This window comes from Gallintestinimicrobium propionicum (assembly GCF_025567525.1).
GTDB classification, from domain to species: Bacteria; Bacillota; Clostridia; order Lachnospirales; family Lachnospiraceae; genus Gallintestinimicrobium; species Gallintestinimicrobium propionicum.
The window spans coordinates 347176-371669 of sequence record NZ_JAOQJY010000001.1; the positions used below are offsets into that span (position 1 = coordinate 347176).

20 protein-coding genes are annotated in these 24494 nt (G+C 44.2%); 1 reads left to right on the forward strand and 19 read right to left on the reverse strand.

Going from position 1 to position 24494, the window contains the following annotated elements:
- Position 1: 1 nt before the first annotated feature.
- The 19 genes from hxsB to OCV62_RS01705 form a co-directional block, all read right to left on the reverse strand.
- Entirely contained in the window at positions 2-1393 is a 1392-nt protein-coding gene (gene hxsB / locus OCV62_RS01620; RefSeq protein ID WP_262584808.1) for a His-Xaa-Ser system radical SAM maturase HxsB, read from the reverse strand.
- Positions 1390-2496 carry a His-Xaa-Ser system radical SAM maturase HxsC gene (gene hxsC / locus OCV62_RS01625; RefSeq protein WP_262584810.1) on the reverse strand — a complete coding sequence of 369 codons (1107 nt, stop codon included), beginning with the start codon at positions 2494-2496 and terminating at the stop codon, positions 1390-1392. Before hxsC ends, hxsB begins: the two co-directional genes overlap by 4 nt.
- A complete protein-coding gene (locus OCV62_RS01630) occupies positions 2493-3518 on the reverse strand; it encodes an A24 family peptidase (protein ID WP_262584811.1) in 1026 nt (341 codons plus the stop codon). Before OCV62_RS01630 ends, hxsC begins: the two co-directional genes overlap by 4 nt.
- On the reverse strand, positions 3515-3721 hold the full coding sequence (locus OCV62_RS18640; RefSeq protein WP_416822280.1) for an HxsD-like protein: 207 nt from the start codon (positions 3719-3721) through the stop codon (positions 3515-3517). Before OCV62_RS18640 ends, OCV62_RS01630 begins: the two co-directional genes overlap by 4 nt.
- A complete protein-coding gene (hxsD, locus tag OCV62_RS01635; RefSeq protein ID WP_262584812.1) occupies positions 3714-4079 on the reverse strand; it encodes a His-Xaa-Ser system protein HxsD in 366 nt (121 codons plus the stop codon). The genes OCV62_RS18640 and hxsD overlap by 8 nt, the downstream gene beginning before the upstream one ends.
- Complete coding sequence (locus tag OCV62_RS01640; RefSeq protein ID WP_262584813.1) at positions 4066-4311, reverse strand: helix-turn-helix domain-containing protein; 246 nt, start codon at positions 4309-4311, stop codon at positions 4066-4068. The genes hxsD and OCV62_RS01640 overlap by 14 nt, the downstream gene beginning before the upstream one ends.
- A gap of 279 nt (positions 4312-4590) precedes the next feature.
- Complete coding sequence (locus tag OCV62_RS01645) at positions 4591-5322, reverse strand: DUF3226 domain-containing protein (RefSeq protein ID WP_262584814.1); 732 nt, start codon at positions 5320-5322, stop codon at positions 4591-4593.
- Complete coding sequence (locus OCV62_RS01650) at positions 5323-6417, reverse strand: AAA family ATPase (protein ID WP_262584815.1); 1095 nt, start codon at positions 6415-6417, stop codon at positions 5323-5325. It lies immediately after the preceding gene.
- Between the two features lie 340 nt (positions 6418-6757).
- Positions 6758-9385 carry a pyruvate, phosphate dikinase gene (gene ppdK / locus OCV62_RS01655; RefSeq protein WP_262584816.1) on the reverse strand — a complete coding sequence of 876 codons (2628 nt, stop codon included), beginning with the start codon at positions 9383-9385 and terminating at the stop codon, positions 6758-6760.
- Positions 9386-9743: 358 nt separating this feature from the next.
- Positions 9744-11132, reverse strand: a complete 1389-nt coding sequence (locus OCV62_RS01660) for a glycine--tRNA ligase (protein ID WP_021914139.1) — start codon at positions 11130-11132, stop codon at positions 9744-9746.
- Between the two features lie 27 nt (positions 11133-11159).
- Positions 11160-11759, reverse strand: coding sequence for a hypothetical protein (locus OCV62_RS01665; RefSeq protein WP_262584817.1), 600 nt, complete (start codon positions 11757-11759; stop codon positions 11160-11162).
- A 109-nt stretch (positions 11760-11868) separates the two neighbouring features.
- The gene (gene recO, locus OCV62_RS01670) at positions 11869-12513 is read right to left on the reverse strand and encodes a DNA repair protein RecO (protein ID WP_262584819.1); all 645 of its coding nucleotides are present in this window, start codon (positions 12511-12513) and stop codon (positions 11869-11871) included.
- Positions 12452-12748 (reverse strand): hypothetical protein, encoded by a 297-nt coding sequence (locus OCV62_RS01675; protein WP_262584820.1) that lies wholly within the window; start codon positions 12746-12748, stop codon positions 12452-12454. The genes recO and OCV62_RS01675 overlap by 62 nt, the downstream gene beginning before the upstream one ends.
- 47 nt (positions 12749-12795) lie before the next feature.
- The gene (era, locus tag OCV62_RS01680) at positions 12796-13713 is read right to left on the reverse strand and encodes a GTPase Era (protein ID WP_117960105.1); all 918 of its coding nucleotides are present in this window, start codon (positions 13711-13713) and stop codon (positions 12796-12798) included.
- Positions 13595-14722, reverse strand: a complete 1128-nt coding sequence (locus tag OCV62_RS01685; RefSeq protein ID WP_262584821.1) for a DUF4349 domain-containing protein — start codon at positions 14720-14722, stop codon at positions 13595-13597. Before OCV62_RS01685 ends, era begins: the two co-directional genes overlap by 119 nt.
- A gap of 81 nt (positions 14723-14803) precedes the next feature.
- The gene (locus tag OCV62_RS01690; RefSeq protein ID WP_262584822.1) at positions 14804-17725 is read right to left on the reverse strand and encodes an insulinase family protein; all 2922 of its coding nucleotides are present in this window, start codon (positions 17723-17725) and stop codon (positions 14804-14806) included.
- A gap of 32 nt (positions 17726-17757) precedes the next feature.
- The gene (locus tag OCV62_RS01695) at positions 17758-18180 is read right to left on the reverse strand and encodes a hypothetical protein (RefSeq protein ID WP_117960102.1); all 423 of its coding nucleotides are present in this window, start codon (positions 18178-18180) and stop codon (positions 17758-17760) included.
- 3 nt (positions 18181-18183) lie between these two features.
- Complete coding sequence (locus OCV62_RS01700; RefSeq protein ID WP_262584824.1) at positions 18184-18930, reverse strand: sigma-70 domain-containing protein; 747 nt, start codon at positions 18928-18930, stop codon at positions 18184-18186.
- 86 nt (positions 18931-19016) lie between these two features.
- Entirely contained in the window at positions 19017-19898 is an 882-nt protein-coding gene (locus tag OCV62_RS01705; protein ID WP_021914130.1) for a hypothetical protein, read from the reverse strand.
- A gap of 308 nt (positions 19899-20206) precedes the next feature.
- On the opposite strand from OCV62_RS01705, the gene OCV62_RS01710 reads away from it, so the two are divergent.
- The gene (locus OCV62_RS01710; RefSeq protein WP_330667181.1) at positions 20207-24457 is read left to right on the forward strand and encodes a 2-hydroxyacyl-CoA dehydratase; all 4251 of its coding nucleotides are present in this window, start codon (positions 20207-20209) and stop codon (positions 24455-24457) included.
- Positions 24458-24494: the final 37 nt, after the last annotated feature.

The window sequence follows — 24494 nt, forward strand, 5'->3', positions numbered from 1 at the left end:
CTCAATCACTCCATGAATTTAATATCCGCATTGTTTCCTCATCATTTTCATAAAACTTCGAGAATAAATAATCTAATATTCCAGAATATACTCTGCATTTATATCCCCTCGGTTGTTTTTCTATCACATCTCCATCCAAAGCATAATTTACAACCGGACAAGTTCCACAATATGGCTGGTATACACAATCACAACAAGTCGGAATTGTTTCCAAAACACTGGACGCACATACTGTCTTACATACACTATTATTTATCAGATCTGTATAAGTGTTGTTATATACATTTCCTAATTGAAATGTACTTTGTCCCATCTCATGAAGCATTCGTCCCTCATCGCATGTAAAAATATTACCATCTGCATAATACGCCAACTGTCCAACACCTGCGCCACATGGTGAACGCAATTCCATATAGTTCATGAAATCGCCTCTTATTCTTCTCAATAAAATTGCAGCATGATCTTCTTTGATGAATCTTCCTGCTTTATTTATTTCAATCAATTCATCTAATGCTTGCTGATAGAATTTAATAAACTCCTCCGAACTATATCCTATTTTTTCCCAACTCTTTGCAGCTTTTCCTAATGGTGTTAATGGCCTTATAAAAATGCTTTCAAAGCCCATATCTACATAGGAGTGAACAATTTCTTTGGGAAAGTTAAGAGAAAATCTTGTAGTTGTTTCTATGGCTCCCACCTGCAAGCCAGCTTTTCTTACTCTCTCAACAGAATTTATTACTTTTTTAAATGTACCAGATCCGTCAGCATATGGACGATTATTATTGTGTACTAATTCACTTCCATCTACAGACGTTGATATTCCAAAATTGTACTGTACAAAAAAATCTAACATTTCATCATTTAATAATGTTAAGTTAGTTACTACCGTATACGCTATCTCATGCTTCTCTTTATGTATTTCGGCATATTGTACTATGTGTTTTATAATATCAAAATTAACTAATGGCTCTCCACCCTGAAACTCAAAACATAAAGACTGTTCCGGCGACTGCAACGCTATATCTACTGCCTTTTCAGCCATCTCCTTATTCATAATAAGATGAGAACATTCTACACCATTATTTGCCTGACAATATATGCAGCTCATATTGCATACTGTAGTTACTACAAAAATATGTAATGATGTTGCTACATTGACATGCCCCTTTATTTCTCTTAATGCATATTTGTTTATGGATGAATATTCCAAATCGGATTCATCGTATATCATCTTTTTCTCAATAAGTGATTCATATAATTCCGATTCTCTATCAACATCCAACGAAAGAATCTTCCCAAAATCCTCTTTGCTGACAAACATATACTTTCCAAAATCATTTGTCATTAGAATAGATTTTCCATATTGCTTAAAATTAAAGTAATTTAGCTTCATATAATTGCTCTCAATTCTCCCTTTTCCATAGACATTGTTCCTGCAAACACTCCGCCACAAGCATTTCTCATTTTACAGTTCTCACAAGTCTCAGCATATCTTACTTTATCCGGTGATATACTCTTTTCACACAATGTCCAATATTCCTTCTTCACAGTACATAATGGAAAATTATATAGTTTCACATCAATTCCATTTTCTATCAATACTAAGGCTGCATCCTCTGCAACTTGCGCAGCATCTACATATGATATCCATACTTTATCCTGATTAACCCTTGCGCTTCCAGTCATCTCCATTGCCATAATGCTGACATAATCCACTTCCGAAAGTTCATCAGAAATCATCTGTGCAATATTATGAATATCATCTTTGTTCAATCTGTTTACAACAATCCTTAACTCAACATGAATTCCCGCCTTCAATAACTTTTTTATCCCTATCTTTGTCTGATTAAAACTACCATTTGACTGAGTTATCATATCATGAATATTCGCAGTAGAACCATGAATAGGTATAGCAACTATACTGTTCTTTGGTGACTTTTCTACGAATCTTTCCACATATGAATCAACTGCAAAAATTCTTCCATTGGTAAGCAATAAAAAATCTGTACATTCAAATTTTGCTCTAAGAAATTCTAAAAATCTAAATATATCTGGACCTACCATAAACGGCTCCCCACCTGTAATTGTGAGATGCGGGGCATCCGTAGGTATATGTTTTGCAATTTCTATCAAGGTATCTACACTGGTATTTCGGCCCTTTTGCCGAGATATATCTGGAGATGGGCACATAACGCAATTAGAATTACATTTACCTGTCACGAAGAAATAATTATCCAAAGAACTATCATCATAGTATTCCGAAAATTTTCCATTTTCCCAAAGTTCATAAACATCATAATCATGTGCATTTCTGAGCTTTTCAATTATATTTTTATCTTTGGATACCACAACATCTTCCGGGTATAACCTTATATCATTTTCTGATATATATACAAACTCTATCTCATCTTTAAGTAGCTCTTCCCTTACTGTTTGATTCAAAGCCAAAGATACTATTTTATATTTTCCATGATAATTCTCCAGCTTTACAATCATTTAACCATCCCCCATATAATGAAATAACTTAAAAATCCAGCAAAAATAAACATTGCAAACGGAATTTTCCTGACAACCGTTACTGCTGAAATATTCCTGCTACTTGCCCATCGACCAATACTCTCAACCTGTTCTTCCGTCAATCTACTTCTCAAATCTTCTGATGATATGGGAGGGAGTCCTCTAACTCTGGAATTTTGCATAAGCATTGATGATATACTTGATAATATCATCCCTTTCTTCAAATCACATATTTTAACTTCCTGATATAAACTTGTCCGAATGGTCATCTGGCAAAGCAGTAGTAATATTACCAACACATAGTTTTCTGGATTAAAAGAGAACGGAATAAATCCTAATATCAATCCAATGACAATATCAACAGCATAAACGCCAACAATAATCTGCCATTTTTTTAATTTACTTTCTTTACCAACTAACCAGGCAGATATCATGCATATTATTCTTATAATCCATTCATTAACATATATGCCTTTCATGCCAATCATGATAAATAATAAGTTTATTAAGCATATATATCCCGATGCTGATAAAAAGGATTTAAGAAAATTTCCAAGATACCCTTTTACATATTCTTTTGTAATTTTTGTTCTTCCCTTTACCAATGAATAGATTGAGAAAAATAACAGATAAAAATATCCATATAAAATCGCAAGGCATAGTGCAAAGTACAAAGTTACATCTGATTTTCCATAAACCAAATATTCATTTGCCGGATAAAGCACTGCCATCACCAAAGTTAATTTACAGTCCCCACCTGCAAATGAGTGTGTGTAAAATAAAATCAAACTAATCAAGGCAATGATTCCAAAATTTATCATGAAAAGCCAAAATAAATCTCTGGCAAAATATCCATAATATATCACGCATAAAACGATTCCGGGTAAAACAAATCCAAGTAAAGTTTTATTGTATATTCTTCCGTCCCTCACATCAGATATTGATGTTATTATTCCTAGCAATATAAGCACAGCTGTCAAAAAAATTTCTATTATAATCATTTTTTCATATTCTCTATATTTATCAAATAATTTTCAAATTCTTTTACTGTGACGTTCGGATCATATTTGCAACTGTTAAAAATCAACTCTATATAGATACCTTTTCTTTTCACTTTAATTTTTGCAAAATCTTTGTATGTATCACAGGTTTCTTTTATACTTTTTTCGGAATAAATTTCTGTACTCAATAACAACTTAACCATTAGTATCAAACCAATCCTTTAATATTTCATCTTCGCAAAATTGCTGTTCAATTTCGCTATCCGATAATTCATCCTCGTCTTTAGGAGCAACTACACTTGTTGCAACAGCCCTAGCAAGCATCAATTCACGAATATTCTTTGTCTGTAAATAGATTTCATGCCGAGCACTTTGGGCTAGAATTTCATTTTCAAATTCATCATCAGATATTTCTTCTTTCTCATTTTTTGCATTTAACGATACATAATAATATTTCTCGTCGGCATCTAAATGCACATATGCTCTATCCGTAAAATTGTAAGCAGCCTTAATAAGTGCAATCTTCGAATAAAGTTCTCTACTATATTTAAGTTGTCTCATAGAAATCATTCCTCACTGTTCTTCTGAGTTTTCGCCAATCTTTATATTCACCAGTAATTATTCTATTATCTTTAGGTTTATCTGTATCTACTGGAATAGCCCATGCCCTTCCAATTTTTGTTACGCCTGCTATTCTTCCTTCGGCACACATAATTTGTATTGTTCGCAATTTCACTCTACACTTCTTTGCCATTTCAGCAGAAGTATATTCCTCAGCGAAATTTAATCTCATAAAAGTCCACATCCACTCAGAAAACAATTTCCTTCAATTCTATCAAAAATTCGTATAAAAAAAGGAAGGCGATAGTAGCCGATTTTTTTGTCTCGACTTGATAAACGAACTCCTGATTAGGATAGAACGTGTCATTTTTTACAACAAGTATAATGTAATCAAGTGCTCATTTAGCAAAATACATCAAGAAGATATTAATTCGTCTCCTTAGTATTTTTATCTTAGTGTATTAATTCTTTTATAATTGTGATTCTCCAAGAAAATTTATTATCTTGATCGTCAATCCTGTGTTGGAATGTCAAGAAAATTAAAGTTTTTATTTATAGTCTCATTATTTTTCCAATCATATGCCTTTAATATTCTGGCTCTCTCATCATATTTTTCTTCTGGTATTCTAATTGCAAAATATGTATTAAAAACAGCCTTTGATATTCGCGATTTCTTTCTCAAATATCTATTTTGTTTTTGGGCCATTTCTGTAATAAAGTCATTACTATCCTTTATTAAATTTTCTTCAACTTCATCTGTTGTTAATGCTTCAAGCATTATTTTTTCAATTGCCCCTGTTTCATTTTCAGGGAGACATTTAAAAAATAAATCCACTTGGCATTGTCCAAGAACAAAATTATTTATTATCCACTTACTATTACTATTTATATCTTCTTCTACAAATTGAGTTCCTAAATTTTCATTAATTTGTTCAATAAATTCCCTATTACTATCAATTGTATCATGATCTATTAAAATGATAACTTTATCAATAAATTCTTCTTTTCTCGTTACATATTCTAATTGATCTTTTATCGACTTCATCTTAATCGGAATATTTGTTATTCCGCCACAACTTTGAATTTCAATATTAGATCCGTCTTTTTTCAATGTCTTTTTTAATAGCTTATTGGTTACAGAATTTTCCCAAAATCCCTCATATTCCCAGTCATACCTATACTGGAGAACATATTGTATCATTAATAAATCCGTCGTACCTTCACAAAGAATAACTGCTCTCATCTATCTCAACTCCAATCCATATTCGTCCATTAATTGTATTGCCTTTATTGCATCAACATTGCGTACCTTCACTCCCTTTTCGGTATTTACTAAAGTAATCATTCTAATATCTTTCTGCATTTTTGGAGAACACTTTAATACAGAATTTATTGCTTCAAGGCTATGGGATGTCATAAAAATTTGCACATTTAATTTCTCAGCATTCTCAATAATCCACTTAAAAACATTTCCCATAGCAGAAGTATGAATTGCCGTTTCAAATTCATCTAATAGCAATATGCCATTTTTAGCCTTCAATACTGCACTCAAAAGCAACATAGCCTTTTTCATTCCATCTCCATAAGCATTTAGTATCAAACCTTCCTTAAATTTTTTTGATAAAACAACATATTTTCTTGCAAATGTTCTCTCTTCTTCTACCGAATTTATCGAAATAAAATCCGGATCAAACTCCCTCATTATATCCACAAATTGCTCATATAATTCAGTATTCGTCATCAAATCATTCAAATATAAAGTATTATTAGCATGCTGAGTTGGTGACACATACACAACATTATTTATTATCCTTACAATATTATCAGAGTATTGAATACCTCTTTGAATACTATATATCTTGTCTTTACCACAATTCTCACCGTTTATAATGTATTGTATATCTAATACAGATGCCTCATACTCATTGTGTTCGTATTCATTTTTATTTTCATGTAATACATATCCACCATTTGCATTCAATTGTTCATCCGATAAAATCGTCTCAGAAAACTGTCCTAATAATTGAACAGAAAAAACTTTCCCATCATTTTTACCCGAATAAGAAATATAAGTTTTGTTCATTTCATTATTAATTGGAAACAAGGATTTCATTGTATCATAAACCGTCGTATACATACGAGGTCCACTATTACCCTCTCTTTTTCCCAATAATCTCCATGCGCGCAAATTATTCGGTCCTTGAAGGCTTTCAATTACTTCTAAGATACTCGTTTTACCTGTATTATTCTCCCCTGCAATTATATTCACTTTGCCAAGCGCATCTAGTTTTAAATTATCAATACCACGGAATTTTTCGATTGTTAATTCTGAAATCATTTATTTTTCCCTTTTCACCAATAAATAGCATAATTTTCTAGTTACAAATATCATTTGTCATACATTACCTTAATAAGAATATTATATGTCAAATTCAAATGTTTAACAACAAAATATCCATGAAATAATTTAACAGCCGCATACTATCTTGAAATTCATATGAACAAAGCCCCCCATTACCGATATTTTTACCAATAATGAGGAGCCTCTAACCTATAATTCGCATCTCTACTACCAGATTATACTACTGTTATTTGCAAAGATATGTCTCATAATCCTTGCGATATCGCAATACCTTCTCGTAATCCAGCTTCGTAGAAATAATGTACATGCTTACCTTTTATCCTATCTTTTCGCTAATTGCAGCCTGTGCAGCAGCCAATCTCGCGATCGGTACACGGAACGGAGAACAGGATACATAATCCATTCCAACCTTATGGCAGAATGCAACCGAAGAGGGATCGCCGCCATGCTCACCACAGATACCGATCTTTAAGTTCGGACGCTGGGAACGACCTTTTGTGACTGCCATTTCGATCAGCTGTCCTACGCCGTTTTGGTCAAGCTTTGCAAAGGGATCAGATTCATAGATCTTACTCTTGTAATAATCCACCAGGAATTTTCCTGCGTCGTCACGGGAGAAGCCAAAGGTCATCTGAGTCAGATCATTTGTACCAAAGGAGAAAAATTCGGCTTCTTCTGCAATTTCGTTTGCCAGAAGTGCTGCTCTTGGAATTTCGATCATCGTTCCAATGTGATAAACCAAATTCGATTTTTTTTCTGCCTTAACCTTTTCAGCAGTTTCCACAATTACGTCTTTGACAAATTTCAGCTCCTTTTTATCGCCAACCAACGGAACCATGATCTCCGGAACGATCTCAAAGCCCTTTTCTTTACTTACTTCAATCGCCGCTTCGATTACCGCTCTTGTCTGCATTCTTGCAATTTCCGGATACGTAACGGACAGCCGGCAGCCTCTGTGACCCATCATCGGGTTGAACTCATGCAACTCACTGCAGGTGCTCTTTACTTCCTCAACAGAAAGATTCATATCCTTTGCCAGTGCTTCGATATCCTTTTCGTCTGTCGGAACAAACTCATGCAGCGGCGGATCCAGGAAACGAATCGTAACAGGTTTCCCCTCCATTACTTCATAAAGCGCCTTGAAATCGCCCTTCTGGAACGGAATCAGCTCTTCCAGCGCCTTTTCGCGCTCTTCCACGGTTTTGGAAAGGATCATTTTACGGATCTTCGGAATTCGCTCCGCTTCAAAGAACATGTGCTCTGTTCTGCAAAGTCCAATCCCTTCTGCACCAAGACGTACCGCATTTGCCGCATCTGCAGGCGTATCTGCATTCGTGCGAACCCTCAATTTACGGAAGGAATCCGCCCAGCTCATGATTCTGCCGAAGTTGCCGCTGATCGAAGCCTCCTGTGTCTGAATATCGCCGTCGTAAATTTTACCGGTTGAGCCATCCAGGGAAATATAATCCCCCTCAAAATAGGTCTTGCCGCCTAATGTAAACTGCTTTTTCTTTTCATCGATCACAATATCTCCGCAGCCGGAAATACATGCGGTTCCCATGCCTCTTGCCACAACTGCAGCATGGGATGTCATACCGCCGCGCACAGTCAGGATACCCTCTGCAGCATGCATCCCCTCAATATCCTCCGGAGAAGTTTCCAGACGTACTAAAATGACACGCTCGCCAGTCTCATGGGCTTCTTTTGCTTCCTCTGCAGTAAAATAGATCTTACCGGCAGCTGCGCCAGGAGATGCCGGAAGAGCCTGTCCCATCACGGTTCCCTTTTTCAGTGCATCCGGATCGAAAGCGGGATGCAGCAGCTGATCCAGAGATTTTGCTTCAATTCTGCTGACAGCTTCCTGGGGCGTGATCATACCTTCATCCACAAGGTCGCATGCGATCTGCAGAGCAGCCTGCGCCGTGCGCTTGCCATTTCTGGTCTGTAAGAAATACAGCTTTCCGTCCTCGATGGTAAATTCCATATCCTGCATATCACGGTAATGCTCTTCCAGACGGTTTGCAATTTTCAAAAATTCCTCATAGCATTCCGGCAGGTCTTCTTCCAGTCGGGTAATGGGCTGCGGTGTACGGATTCCTGCAACAACATCCTCACCCTGTGCGTTGATCAGATATTCGCCATAAATGCCCTTTGCTCCGGTGGAGGGGTTTCTCGTAAAGGCAACGCCTGTACCGGAGGTATTGCCCATATTTCCGAATACCATCGACTGTACATTGACTGCAGTCCCCCAGTCCCCCGGAATGTCATTCATCCTTCTGTATACGATAGCTCTTTCATTATCCCACGAACGGAATACCGCCTTTACCGCTTCCATCAGCTGAACCCGCGGCTCCTGCGGAAATTCTTCGCCCATTTTTCCCTTATAGATCTCTTTAAAACGCCGGATCACCTCTTTTAGATCCTCCGCCGTCAGCTCCGTATCAAAGTGAACTTTCCGATCTTCTTTTATTTCATCAATGACCCGTTCAAATAACGATTTGGGAACTTCCATGACAACATCTGAGAACATCTGAATAAAGCGTCTGTAAGAATCGTAGGCAAATCTCGGATTGCCTGTCCGTTTGGCAAAGCCTTCGACCGAAATATCGGTCAAGCCCAGATTCAGGATCGTATCCATCATACCGGGCATCGAAGCTCTCGCTCCGCTTCGTACCGACACAAGCAACGGATTCTCGGTATCTCCGAACTTCTTGCCGAGCTTTTCCTCCAAAAGTGCCAGTGCATCAAAAATCTGTGTCTGAATTTCTTCAGAAATTGACCTGCCATGGTTATAGTAGTCTGTGCAGGCCTCTGTCGTCACGGTAAAGCCGGGTGGAATCGGCAGCCCGAGATTCGTCATCTCTGCAAGGTTCGCACCTTTTCCGCCCAGGAGGTTGCGCATATCCGCATTTCCCTCCCTGAATAAATACACCCATTTCGCCATTGTAATGGTCCCCCTTTGGTCTGTATTTACAGTCATTTAGCATTATGCCGGACTGTTTTTCTCATAAAATCATTCTAGCACATTAAAATATGTAAAGTCAAACAATATATTCGTTTTTTATTTGTGCAGTTTTTAGTTTTCCTGCCAAATTTTGTCGCAGAACAAACAAAATCTTTCACAAACAGCAAAATGTTGCCAAAAGGAGCCGTTCACGCGCAATACAATTCACCCGCGCCATTTGCAAAAAAATCCGCCTTCTCCATGTGGAATCCACACGGAAAAGACGGATCTTTCTAATTCACAGAATTAAGTACCCACAAAGCGCGTACTCGATTATACACAGCCAGCTTAAAATTTCTTAGAAATCCAGCTTTTCTGCAAAGTATGCGTCCAGATCAGCGATCGCAACCCGCTCCTGCTCCATAGAATCACGGAAACGAACGGTTACGCAGCCGTCTGTCTCGGATTCGAAATCGTAGGTAACGCAAAACGGCGTACCGATTTCATCCTGACGGCGATATCTCTTACCGATATTGCCTCTGTCGTCAAATTCGCAGTTGTACTTCTTGCACAGCTGGGTATAGATCTTCTCTGCACCCTCATTGAGCTTCTTGGACAGCGGCAGGATGCCGATTTTAACCGGTGCCAGAGCCGGATGGAAATGAAGGACAGTACGGACATCTCCGCCCTCCAGCTCTTCCTCGTCATAAGCAGCGCATAAAAATGCCAGAACGACACGGTCTGCACCCAGAGACGGTTCAACAACATAAGGGATATATTTTTCATTCTTGGAATCGTCAAAGTAAGACAGATCCTGACCGGAAACCTCTGCATGGCGGGAAAGGTCGTAATCGGTACGGTCAGCGATGCCCCACAGCTCGCCCCAGCCAAAGGGGAATAAAAATTCGATATCCGTTGTAGCCTTGGAGTAGAAGGAAAGCTCTTCTTTTTCATGGTCTCTGACACGCATTTCTTCCGGCTTGATGCCAAGAGTCTGCAGCCAGTCGATACAGAACTGTTTCCAGTATGCGAACCATTCGAGGTCAGTGTCGGGCTCACAGAAGAATTCCAGCTCCATCTGCTCAAACTCTCTGGTACGGAACGTGAAGTTGCCGGGTGTGATTTCATTCCGGAAGGACTTACCGATCTGACCGATACCAAACGGGATTTTCTTTCTGGAAGTACGCTGTACGTTCTTGAAGTTTACGAAAATACCCTGTGCGGTTTCGGGACGCAGATATACCGTATTCTTTGCATCCTCCGTAACACCCTGGAAGGTCTTGAACATCAGGTTGAACTGACGGATCTCGGTAAAGTTATGCTTGCCGCAGGTCGGGCAAGGAACCTGATTATCTTCGATAAATTGCATCATCTGTTCCTGACTCCAGCCGTCTACAGAGCCTCCCAGATCAATATTGTGCTCCTGCGCATAATCTTCGATGATCTTATCTGCACGGAAACGCTCGTGGCATTCCTTACAGTCCATCAGCGGATCAGAAAAGCCGCCCAGATGTCCGGATGCAACCCAGGTCTGGGGATTCATCAGAATCGCGCAGTCCACACCGACGTTGTAAGGGTTCTCCTGGATAAATTTTTTCCACCATGCGCGCTTTACGTTGTTTTTCAGCTCTACGCCGAGGTTACCGTAATCCCATGTATTTGCAAGTCCGCCGTAAATTTCGGAACCGGGATATACAAACCCTCTCGCTTTTGCCAGCGATACAATTTTGTCCATTGTCTTTTCCATCGTTTTTCTCCTTTGACTGCACAGATTTTAATCAAACAGAATATAGGTCAGCATATCTGCGTCGGTTACGGATACTGTTTTGGCATTCGCTGTCGCCTCGACATCCTCCGAACCGTACCGGACCTTATCCCATACTCTGACATTAACCGCTTCCCGCACAACTGCAATGTGCTTTTCTCCCATTTTGAGGAGGTCTTCCTTGCCGATCTGCTCTCCGTCTCCCGTCAGGGAAGAAAGCGTGACATTCAGATCGTATCCTGCGTTAAACGCATCTTTTACGGTTCCGACAAACAATGCCAGTTTGTTGAAAGCAGAATAAGCAGAAGCGTCCGCATACTGCATCACGACCGTTACCGTATGATCGTCATTTTCTTTTGCCGCTTTCAGCACAACCGCTTCTTTTCCAGCCGAAGCATTATAAGTATCGCATGCCTGCTGAATCGTACTTTCCAGCTCATCCAGATTATAATAGCTTTCGGAAAAATCTTCTATAATCGTGTGAACCACCTGACCATTTTTTTTGACTTCAATCGTGGTCTCGGTTACTTCCGGCTCCCTGCCGCATCCCGTCAGCATCGCTGCCAGACACAGGATACACAGTGCGCGCATGATCCATTTTCGCGTCATTTATCTGCTCCCTCTCATCTGCATCCGCTCTTTATCTGCCGATGCTATGATCTTAACTATTATAGCCGACCGCCCTTTCTTTTTCAACCCATAACTTTACAAAGTCATTTTATAACGTTTCCAGGATCTCCAGGGTATGAAATTCACCCGGAAGAAAATCCCTCCGGTATTTTTCTGCAATCTTCACAAGCTCTGCAAGCACTTCTTCTTTTAAGGTAAATGTGTAAAGCTTTTCCACGGGCGTCCCTGCGATAAATTCGACTGCATACAGCGCTGTTTCCGAAAAATTGCCCTGCGGCAGCCCCGGGAATTCCCCGTTTGCCACAATCAGCCGGATTTCGTAGATGCATCGCACAAGCCTGCGCGGGATGCTTTTTACCGTCAGCGCCCGCAGGGACTGATATAAAAGCTTTAACACCTCGCGCTCGTCGTTATTTTCCCGCGTGCAATAATCCGCCAGCTCCAGGAAATACATTCCGTAATAGGCGCCCTCAAAATCCTGCCGCAGCTCTTCAAAATAGCAGTCTGCTGAAATATCACAGACACTGTAGGAATTTCGCCCTGCATACAGCTCGAACGTCCCGAAGGTAAACGGACTGGTAGGAGCCAGAAAAGCGCTTGTCGGCTTTCTGGCTCCCCTTGCAAAAGCGGATATTTTTCCTTTTTCCCGAGTCAGGATCACGACTCTCCTGTCATACTCCCCGATCGGTTCTGCCTTCAGAACGATCCCGAGCACTTTGATCCGATCCTGCATGTTGTTCCCCATCCTGTCCCTGCGCCTTTGCGCGGAAGGACGAAGTAAACGAGCTGCTCTCGTGTGACTTCGCCCGGTTCCGGAGCGCATTTCTTTCCTGTATCTGATTCCGGTACTGCAGATAATCCTCCACACGTCCGGTTTTTAAAAACTGATCCCAGTAACTTCTTTCATTCATCCTTACCGCCTCCCATGTATCCAATCTGCCGTCTCCGACAGCTTTTACGTCCCTCATAGGATAAGCGGTTTGGACTTTTTTATTCCCTCAGAAAAAAGAGCTTTCTATCTGTCCGGTCTGGTATCCGCAGGGTTGTAGCCGAAGTTCTTTAAGAGGAAATCGCTGTCTCTCCAGTCCTTCTTGACCTTGACCCAGAGCTGCAGATTGACCTGGCATTCCAGCATATCCTCGATATCCCGGCGCGCCTGAGAACCGATCTTTTTGAGCATGCTGCCCTGCTTGCCGATAATAATTCCCTTGTGAGAGTCCCGCTCGCAGATGATCGTCGCATCGATATTGACGATATGCTCCTTAAATTCCATCCGTTCGACCGCCACTGCGATGCCGTGGGGAATTTCCTCTTCCAGACAGCGCAGCGCCTTTTCCCGGATCATCTCTGCAACGATCTGACGCTGCGGCTGGTCTGTGATTGTATCTTCATCGTAGAATGGCTCTCCATAGGGAAGATATTTGAAAATGCAGTCCAACAGCGTATCGGTATTGTTGCTGCGAAGCGCCGATACCGGGACGATTTCTGCAAAATCCATCTCTTTGCGGTAGGTTTCCATCGCATCCAAAACGGCTGTTTTAGGAACAGTGTCGATCTTGTTGATCACGAGAATGACCGGCAGCCTGCTGCGTTTTAACTGCTCCAGGATATGCCGTTCCCCGGCACCGATATAGGTCGTCGGCTCTACCAGCCAGAGAATGACGTCCACATCGGAAAATGTGCTTTCCGCCACCTTTACCATGTAGTTGCCGAGCTTGTTTTTCGCCTTATGGATGCCCGGCGTATCCAGAAACACAATCTGTCCCTTCGGTCCCGTATAGACGGTCTGAATCCGGTTTCTTGTCGTCTGGGGTTTATTGGATGTGATCGCGATTTTCTGTCCGATCAGATGATTCATCAGTGTGGACTTGCCCACGTTCGGGCGTCCTACCAGCGTTGCAAAGCCCGCTTTTTTCTGTTTGTTCTGCGCCATGTATCTGTTCCTTTCCCGGTTTTTGTCTGTATCTGTCCCCGGTTTTGATTTCTGTTTTTGCCGATGTCTTTTTTCCCGCCTGATGCTTTTCACTTATCTTGATAATTATCCGTACAATCAGGATCGCAATTCCGAGTACGATTGCAATCGCAATCAGGATCGGCAAGAGAATAATAAATTCAATTGCGAAATTTTTGAAAAAGCTTCCAACCCTGTAAATATTTGCAGAAAAGCCCTCTGCAATCCGCGCACCCGCGCTCTTTGCCGCTCCTGGCGTGTAGCGCTCCACCTCGTCGATATAGAGGTTGACCGTGCTGTAATCCACCTGATTGTCATAGGTGCGAAGCTGGGATTCCATGCTTTCGATCTGATAGCGTACATCGGTCAGCTGCTCGTTGATCGCAATGATATCCTCGATGGATTCCGCCTGCTCCATCATGGAGAGGAGGCTTTCCTGTTCTGCCAGAAGTGCCTTTTTGTGGCTCTGCAGATCCACATACTGCAACGTCACATCCTCTGTGGATTCAGATTTTCTCGTCACATTGGACTGCTTGGAAATTCCCGCCAGATAGCCATCGAGCTTCTCCGAAGGAATTCTTGCCGTCAGACGTGCGCTTCTGGCAGCAGACGTTGAACTGGCATAACTGCTATTGGAAATGCTGCTGCTTTCTATGTAGCCTCCAAGCTCCTCCGCCTGAGACTGTGCAGACGCAAGGAGCGCGTCAAAGCTTTCCGTCTCTACGTCCATATCCACATTTCGGATCAGCTTGCGCCCGGTCGTCTCTCCCTTTTCTACGGTTTCCGCCTGGGACGAGCCGTTTTCTTCCGATACTTCATCGGCATACTCATAGTCGCCGCTGTCATAATATACACCGCCAGCAGCACTGTAGTTTGACGCAGCCGTATCATAGGCGGATTCCATCGCCATTTTGCTTGCCGAGCCGCAGCCCGACAGCATGGATAAGGCTAAAACACCCGTCAGTACCTTCGCCATTTTCTTTTTCAACATGAAAATCCCTCCCTTCTAAGCTTCCCATTGTGTATATGCTCCATCGGCTGCACCGAACTTTTGTCCGGGCAGCCGCGTGCTTCAAAGCAGCTGTTCCAGTGTCCCGAAGCGTTCTTTTTCCTCTTCGATCTTCTTCGTATTTCCGACAACACACAGGCAGTCGTCTTCCAGAAATGCCTTCATGTGACCGGCAAGCGCCCGGATATCCTCCGCCGTTGCATCCAGAACCTGATCCCGCTCCTTCTGCAGCTGCTCTGCGGTCTGTCCGGTCAGATAAATGCTCAGCGCGCGCAGCGCCTTTGCAGCCGGGTTCATCGGTGCATCCATTTCACTGACCGTACCGATGACCGCTTGAGTCATCGAGCGCTCATCCCCTGCGAAATGCGCTACATACTCCACGATGCCCTCATAGGCTTCGATCGTCTTGCCAAGATTCGGATCGCGGTAAGAAGCGATATAGGCATCTCCGCTCTTTCCGAAGCTGCACATGCAGCCGTAAGCGCCGCCCTTGACGCGGACTGTGTTCCAGAGATAATCCGTATTTAAAATACCACGCAGCATCCGCAGCACTCCGGTATATTCCAACCCGTTCTTTTTATAATTTCCGGCGCGGCACACATACTGTACCTGAGAAGCTGATAAAAAGCCCTCATTTTTCTTCGAAACCGCAGCATGCACCGGCTCTCTGTCCACCGGGCAGGTAAACAAATCTTTTTTCAGTGCTTTGGCTTCTGCTTCAAACAGCTTTTCCTGTTCTTCCTCTTCTGCGGTAAAATCAAACATCAGGTTTTCCGGACGGAACATGCACTCGCTCAGCCGTTTCAAAATCTCCGGAAGCTTCTCTTTTTCTTCGTCCCAGTTTGTGCAGAGCCTATCCACCAGCCGATAAAAGTCCATGCCGCTTAAAATTTCCTGAATTGCTACTGTCTCGGACGTATAGGACATTGCCCTGCCCGCCGCAATCGTATGTCCTGCGGAAATCATGGAGGACTGCAGTCTCGATTTCAACTCTGTCAGAATCTCGTACAGGCGCTTCGTATCCGTATAATTGGAACGTACCAGCATCTCTGCTGTCAGCTCCATCGCGTCCTTTAAATGCGCATGGAACGCTTTTCCTTTGATTTCAAACGTAATTTTGCGTTCGGACGGATTTGTGATATTCGGATAAATATTCGTAACCGGCACGATTCCTCCGGTCAAAAGGTCTGTCTGCGTAAACAGCTCCTGATAGGAATAATTCTGCGTATCCACCAGGCCGATCGCCGCCTTCAAAATGCCGACATAGGCAAACAGCTCTGCCGGAACCTCACTGATATCGAACAGCAGGCGAAAATAACTGACGCCGTTGGTTTCGATTTTATGGTAAATCAGTTTTGTGTCTTCGATTTTACGTTCTTCCAAAATGATCGGCTCGATCTCCCGACGAATATCGCTTCTTTCCAGCAGCGGAATCTTCGCCAGATCCTCCGGGCGGTCGGGTTCTTCCTGAAACGCTTTCAGCGCAGCTGTCTTTTCCACAATTTTTTCGATTTCTTCTGCAGTCAGCGTTTCCTTGTAAGCCTGCAGGCGATCTGCCAACTCCTGATCCTTTTTTTCGGTCAGCCCTCTTTCGGGTACGAGCAGCAGCACGCTTCTGTGCGGATTGTGCAGCAGATGCTTTTCAATCAGCTGTTCAAAATATCCGGTCTCCACCTTTTCTCTCAGGCTGCGGTAAGTATCGCCCGCTTCGATATGGATAAACGGCCTGGTTTCATCGTAAAGCCAGCTGTCCATTACCTGCAGACCATACATCAACCCTGCAGGGAAAATACCATAATCCGCTTCCCGATACTTAAATTCGTAATAATTCAGGCCGGCCTGCAAACGCTTTTGATCCAGTCCCTCTGCAACAAGCTTTTCCAGTGTCTCGTCGATGATCCTTAAAAATTCTTCTTTCCGGGAAGCATCCGCATTCTTAGCGACGATGGAGAAATACGGCTGTCTCGTCCCGTTGTCATAATCACTGTAGATGTCTTCGCCGATGCCTGCATCCAAAAGTGCCTGCTTTAAGGGCGCACCCTGGGAGGAACAAAGCGCGTAGTCCAGAATCTGAAAGGCAATGTATTCTTCCCGGTTTAAAACGTCCCCGGCAGTCATACTGCAGGTCAGGTAGGTATTGTGCTCCAGCGGCTCGTTCTCTGTGATCGAGTAAGGCTTTACAGCTTCCCTGGGTGCAGCAAAAGGCTCCTGCAGACTGATATTTGCCTCCACGTCAATTTTTTCAAAATGGGACAGATAATGCTCATCCATCCAGTTGAGGCGCTCGACCATATCCATGTTGCCATACAGATAGATATAGCTGTTGACCGGATGATAATATTTACGATGGAAATCCAGGAACTGTTCATAGGTCAGGTTCGGAATCACATCCGGGTCGCCGCCGGATTCGTTCGCATAAACCGTATCAGGGAACAGATTCCGCACGATCTCCCGATCCAGAACGTCGTCCGGAGAAGAGAACGCACCCTTCATCTCATTATATACGACGCCGTTTAATTTCAGTTCATCGGAGGCGTTTTCCATCTCATAATGCCAGCCCTCCTGATAAAAGATGTTGGGCTGCTTATAAATATCCGGATAAAATACTGCATCCATATAAACATGCATCAGGTTTGCAAAATCCTTGTCGTTGCAGCTTGCAACCGGATACATCGTCTTGTCCGGATAGGTCATGGCATTTAAAAACGTATTCATAGATCCCTTTACAAGTTCAATAAAAGGGTCTTTGACCGGAAATTCCTTCGAGCCTTCCAGAACGGAATGCTCCAGAATATGCGCAACACCTGTGCTGTCCGCCGGAGGCGTCTTAAATCCGATGTAAAATACTTTGTTTTCATCCTCATTGGATAACAGTGCGATCCGCGCACCGCTCTTTTTGTGGCGCAGCAGATATCCTTCCGATCTTAAATCATGGATCTTCTGTCGGCTGATGATCTCATAAGCTGCCAGATCTTCTATTCTCATTTTCTCTCCCTCTCCTGTATCAGATATTTGTCTCACACGGAAAACATCATCAGCGCAAGCTTGGTCAGATGAAGCTCTTCCACGATAATCGTGTCCATCTTTCTGTGAAGCTCTTCACTCTGTACGATTTCGGAAATTTTGTATTCCCGGCTTTCGTAATGCCCATGCTTATGCCTTTTCCCGTCCGCCTCTATCCATACGCTCATCTTAAACGATGCCTTCAGCTCCTGAAACGTCTCATAAGCGAAATCATCCTCTTTCATAAAAAAGATATGATTTTCCATCGTCGTCTCCGGCGAGGTCTCCTTCAACAGATAATGTCGGATGATCGCTTTCCATTTATAAGGAATCTCCTCACTTTTTAACATTTCCTCATAGGAATAACGGGCACCGATATAAATATTTCCAAAATCCTGCAGGACATACTTAAAATCCTGATTTTGCGGCATGTCCATGCGTCAGCCCTCCGGTTCCAGAAATTCAATATGATCTGCGGTGATTCTGGCTGCGTCCCGAATTTTTTCTTCCGAAATTCCGGTTTCTTCGGACAGCTCTTCCACCGTCACCTTGCGGCCGAGCTCCTTTGATAGTTCCTCCGCTTTTTCCAGAATATCATTGGCATTTTCAGCAAGCTTTTCGCCCGTCTTTTTTTCGGAAGCATTTTCAGAAATATAATTTTCCATCGCCTCCATGATCATGCTGGCGATCGTGCCCTCAGCTTCTTTGGCATTCTGTGCACAGTCCAGCATCTCTGCCGCCATCGTCAGCGCCACATTGCCTTCTCCGATCAGGTCTTCCAGAAAAACGCCCTGTCCGGCGTAGAGCTTTGCGATCTCCGCCACCTGCGGCAGAAAAATTTCGATCATCCGGTGCTTTGCGTCCGCATCGCCCGCCATAGCGGATAAAAGGACCGCTTCTTTCACACCATCCGTCACGTCCGCACCAGCCTGCACTGCCTTTAAATATTCTTCCAGATAGTCGATTTCTTCCCGTGTCATATAGTCAAAGGGATCTGCAGGCTGCCCGATGCCGATCTTTTTATTTTTGAGATAGGCAAAAATCATCTCCAGCTGCGGTTCTCCCAGATTCAGCTTTGCCTTGTCAAAGGCCTCTGTAACCTGTTCCTCCGAAAGCATATTTCCCTGCTCCTTTGCAAGCGCTGAAAGCTCTTCCAGTGTTTTTGCAAAAATTTGTTCTTTCCTCATAATTTTCCTCACAAATTTTATAATTTCTCATGCCTGCCCGGACAGCGCCAGCGGATACCGCCGTTTCGCTGCAAAGCCTGCACGCCTTACTTTACATGCTCGTGCGTAAACAGATGATACTGACAATATTCGTAGTTGCCGTTACACTTGGAGCAGAAACGGAATTCCAGATCGTCTCCGTCCAACTCCGTTCTGCCGCAGATCGCGCATTTGTGCCGCGTAATCCCTTTCGTCTGCCCTGCCGACCGCATCTTCTGATGAAATTCCTGCTGCCGCTTGATCTGCCCCACTGACAGATGCATCTTTCCTTTCGAGCGCAGGAAAAATACCAGGAAGTTCAACAGTGAGAAAATCACCACAATCCAGGTGGCGATACCACCCTGAATGCAGTTTACCAGCAAAATGATGCCGTAAACGATACCGAGCCATTTGACCTTAATCGGAAAAATAAACATCAGCAGCACCTGCACGTCCGGGATGCTGGCCGCACATGCCAGGAAAATGGACATGTTGATATAATAGGTGGAAAACTGTCCAAAATATACTGCACTACCGTTGTTTAACAGGTACAATCCTGTATACATCGTCGGCTGCGCACCCATCAGCACGCTGTAACCGCACAGGACGAAGGCGCCGAGGATCGTAAACAACAGACCGGAGAACAGATATACATTATATTTGTATGTTCCCCAGATGCGCTCCAACAGGCCGCCCAGCGAATAATACAGATACAGCGTGATCAGCACAAAGAAAATATTCGAGCTATCCGGCGGAATCAGGATCCAGGTGACCAGTCTCCAGACCTGTCCTTTTAACACGAGGAACGGGTCGAGCATCAGATACTGATACCCTGCGGGCACCAGATACTGCATCAGGTAACCGATTCCGTAACAAATAATCAGATAAAGCGTAAGATTCGGAATGGCATATTTTTCCAGCTTCCGTCTCAGTCCATTATGTTGATTCATAGGATAATGTTCCTTTCCTTCTATAATAGCAAACGCATTTTTTCGCGCCGCCGTTTCGGGTTTTCCATAAAAATTTATGAAAGACTGTGTTTATGATATCATTCCAACAAAAAAAAGGCAACGATGTGCCTTTTTATTTTATCGTTTTTATAATTCTTTAAGAAATCAAAAATTTCCCACTTTATACAAATTTTAGCAAATTTTTAGCAAATCACCGATTGAAACCTGAAAAATCCTGTCGTATAATGATTCAGACTCAAAAAAGAAGAACTATCACACATTTAATAGGAAGAAAGTGACAAGCGCTTATGAATCAAATGCAATATACCCTCGGAATCGACATCGGTTCCACCACAGTTAAAATCGCCATTCTGGACGAAAATCACCAGATTCTGTTCTCCGATTATAAACGGCATTTTGCCAACATTCAGGAGACTCTTTCTGACCTTCTGAAAGATGCCTATACAAAACTCGGCAATATCACCCTGCATCCGATGATCACCGGCTCCGGCGGTCTGACCCTTGCAAACTATCTGCAGGTTCCTTTTGTGCAGGAGGTTATCGCTGTATCGACGTCCCTGCAGGAGCTGGCACCCAAAACAGATGTTGCCATCGAACTTGGCGGAGAGGACGCCAAGATTATTTATTTCGAAAATGGGAATGTTGAGCAGCGTATGAACGGCATCTGCGCCGGCGGTACCGGTTCCTTCATCGACCAGATGGCTTCCCTGCTGCAGACAGATGCTGCCGGCCTGAATGAATATGCAAAAAGCTACCGCTCCCTTTATACCATTGCGGCGCGCTGCGGCGTATTTGCAAAATCTGATATCCAGCCGTTAATCAATGACGGCGCGACCAAAGAAGACCTTTCTGCTTCCATTTTCCAGGCAGTTGTCAATCAGACCATCAGCGGCCTTGCCTGCGGTAAGCCCATCCGCGGACATGTCGCATTTCTCGGCGGTCCGTTGCACTTTTTATCCGAACTGAAAAAAGCCTTCATCCGCACGCTGAACCTGGATGACGAACACGTCATCGACACGGCCAATTCCCACCTTTTCGCCGCCATTGGTTCCGCCTTAAATGCAAAGGAGGACGTCTTTTACACGATGGAGGAAATGGTCAACAAGCTTTCCTCCGGCATCAAGATGGAATTTGAAGTAGAACGTATGGAGCCGTTGTTTGCCTCCCAGGAAGAATATGACGCCTTCTGCAAACGTCATGACAGCCACTGCGTCAAAACCGCGCCGCTCGAAACCTATACCGGTAACTGCTATCTGGGTATCGATGCAGGTTCCACAACGACAAAAGCGGCCCTCGTCGGAGAGGACGGCTCTTTGCTGTACTCTTTTTATTCCAACAACAACGGCAGTCCGTTAAAGACCGCCATCGGTGCGATCCAGGATATCTATAAAAAACTGCCCGCCGGTGCCAAAATCGTCCGTTCCTGTTCTACCGGCTACGGTGAAGCCCTGATGAAAGCCGCATTCTTGCTGGATGACGGTGAGGTTGAGACGGTTGCACATTATTACGCTGCTGCTTTCTTTGATCCGAAGGTAGACTGTATCCTCGATATCGGCGGTCAGGATATGAAATGTATCAAGATCAAAAATCAGACCGTAGACAGCGTACAGTTAAACGAGGCCTGTTCCTCCGGCTGCGGTTCCTTTATCGAGACGTTTGCAAAATCCTTAAACTACAGCGTTCAGGACTTCGCCAAGGCTGCGCTGTTTGCAGAACACCCCATCGATCTGGGTACGCGCTGTACCGTATTTATGAACTCCAAGGTAAAACAGGCGCAGAAGGAAGGCGCTTCCGTTTCCGATATTTCCGCCGGACTGGCTTATTCCGTTATCAAAAACGCGTTATTTAAAGTCATCAAGGTGTCCGATGCATCCGAGCTGGGCAGTCAGATCGTCGTTCAGGGCGGTACTTTCTATAACGATGCCGTACTGCGCAGCTTCGAAAAGATCGCAGGCTGTGAGGCGATCCGTCCCGACATCGCCGGCATCATGGGCGCATTCGGCGCAGCTTTAATAGCTCGCGAGCATTACACGGACGGCTATCAGACCTCCATGCTTTCGATTGACGCGATCAATTCCTTGGAATTCGATACCAGCATGGCAAAATGTAAAGGCTGCACCAACAACTGTCGTCTGACAATCAACCGTTTCTCCGGCGGCCGTCAGTATATCTCCGGCAACCGCTGCGAGCGCGGCCTTGGCAAGCAGAAAAACCCGAACCAGGTACCGAACTTATTCGACTACAAATTAAAACGGCTGTTTTCCTACGAACCTCTGACCGCTGACCAGGCGCCCAGAGGACCCGTCGGCATCCCGCGCGTTTTAAATATGTATGAAAACTATCCGTTCTGGTTTACATTTTTTACAAAACTGGGCTATCAGGTCATCCTGTCCCCCGCTTCCAACCACAACATTTATTCACTGGGCATCGAATCCATTCCCAGTGAATCCGAATGTTACCCGGCAAAGCTTGCCCACGGTCATGTGACCTGGCTGATCAAACAGGGAGTTCCTTTTATCTTCTACCCTGCGCTGTTCTATGAAAGAAATGAGACCCCGGATGCCAATAACCACTACAACTGCCCGATCGTTACATCCTATTCGGAAAATATCAAGAACAATGTGGAGGAAATTGGCCGCGGGGAAGTGAAATTTAGAAATCCTTTCATGGCGTTTTCTTCCCTTGAAGTTGCTACCGAGGCGCTGATCAAGGAGTTTTCTGACATTCCTGCAGAAGAAGTCACTGCCGCAGCCCGTGCAGGCTGGGATGAAATGGCAGCTGCCCGGGACGATATGCGCAAAAAAGGCGAAGAGGTCCTGGCGTGGATGGAGGCAAACCACAAACGCGGCATCGTGCTGGCAGGCCGTCCCTACCATGTCGATCCTGAAATCAACCACGGTATCCCGGAACTGATTACTTCCTACGGGCTGGCTGTCCTGACGGAGGATTCCGTTTCTCACCTCGGTCACCCGGACCGTCCGCTGATCGTTTCCGACCAGTGGATGTATCACTCCCGCCTGTATGCGGCGGCAGCCTATGTCCGCACCCGAGACGATCTGGATCTGATCCAGCTCAACTCCTTTGGCTGCGGTCTGGACGCTGTCACCACCGATCAGGTCAACGACATTCTCTCCGGCTCCGGCAAGATTTATACCTGTTTAAAGATCGACGAAGTCAACAACCTCGGTGCAGCAAGAATCCGTGTCCGCTCCCTGCTTTCTGCAATCCGTGTCCGCGAAAAGAAGCATCAGGAACGCAAGATCATGCCGACCAACTTAAACCGCGTCATCTTTACAGAAGAAATGCGCAAAGACTACACGATCCTCTGTCCGCAGATGTCCCCGATCCATTTCGATCTGCTGGAACCCGCTTTCCGGTCCTGCGGCTATAATTTCGAAGTATTAGATAATGATAATCGTCATTCCGTTGACATTGGCTTAAAATACGTCAACAACGACGCCTGCTATCCGTCCCTGTGTGTTGTCGGCCAGATCATGGATGCCCTGCTTTCCGGTAAATATGACCTGCACAAGGTTGCGGTTGTTATCACCCAGACCGGCGGCGGCTGCCGTGCAACCAACTACATCGGTTTCATCCGCCGTGCATTGGAAAAAGCCGGTATGGAATACATTCCGGTCGTTTCCATCAACATGGGCGGCATTGAGACAAACCCCGGATTTAAACTGGATGCAAACCTTCTGACCCGTGCGGCCTTCGGTGCAATCTTCGGCGATATTTTCATGCGCTGTGTTTATCATATGCGCCCCTACGAAAAAGAGCCCGGCTCCGTCAACGCGGTTCATCAGAAGTGGATAAAAAAGTGCCAGAATTTCCTGTCCACGAAAAAGCTTCCGAACTACTTCACCTTCCGCAAAATGTGCCGTGAAATAGTTGACGACTTTGACCGTATCCCGATCACAGACGAGAAAAAGCCCCGTGTCGGCATTGTCGGCGAGATCCTGGTTAAATTTGCCCCGGCAGCAAACAACCATCTGGTAGAACTGCTGGAATCGGAAGGCGCTGAAGCCGTTGTACCTGATCTGCTCGATTTCATGCTGTACTGCTTCTACAACCAGATTTACAAGGCAGAGCATCTCGGCACGAAAAAATCGACCGCCAAAATCGCTAAGATGGGGATCTGGGCAGTCGAAAAAATCCGCGGTGCGGCAACCGATGCGCTCAAAAAGAGTAAAAACTTCACGCCGCCATCTTCTATTTATGATCTGGTGTCCTACGCAGAGCCCATCGTATCCATCGGCAACCAGACCGGTGAAGGATGGTTTTTAACCGGTGAAATGGTCGAGCTGATCCACGAGGGTGTCAATAATATCGTTTGCACCCAGCCCTTTGGCTGTCTGCCTAACCACGTTGTCGGCAAGGGTGTCATCAAAGAGCTTCGCCGCCGCTACCCGCAGTCCAACGTCGTTGCCATCGACTATGACCCCGGTGCCAGCGAAGTAAACCAGTTGAACCGTATCAAACTGATGCTCTCTACCGCGCAGAAAAACCTTAAAAAAGAACAGAACCTACGATCATAAAACACCGGGCTTCCAATGTTTTGAACGCATTGGAAGC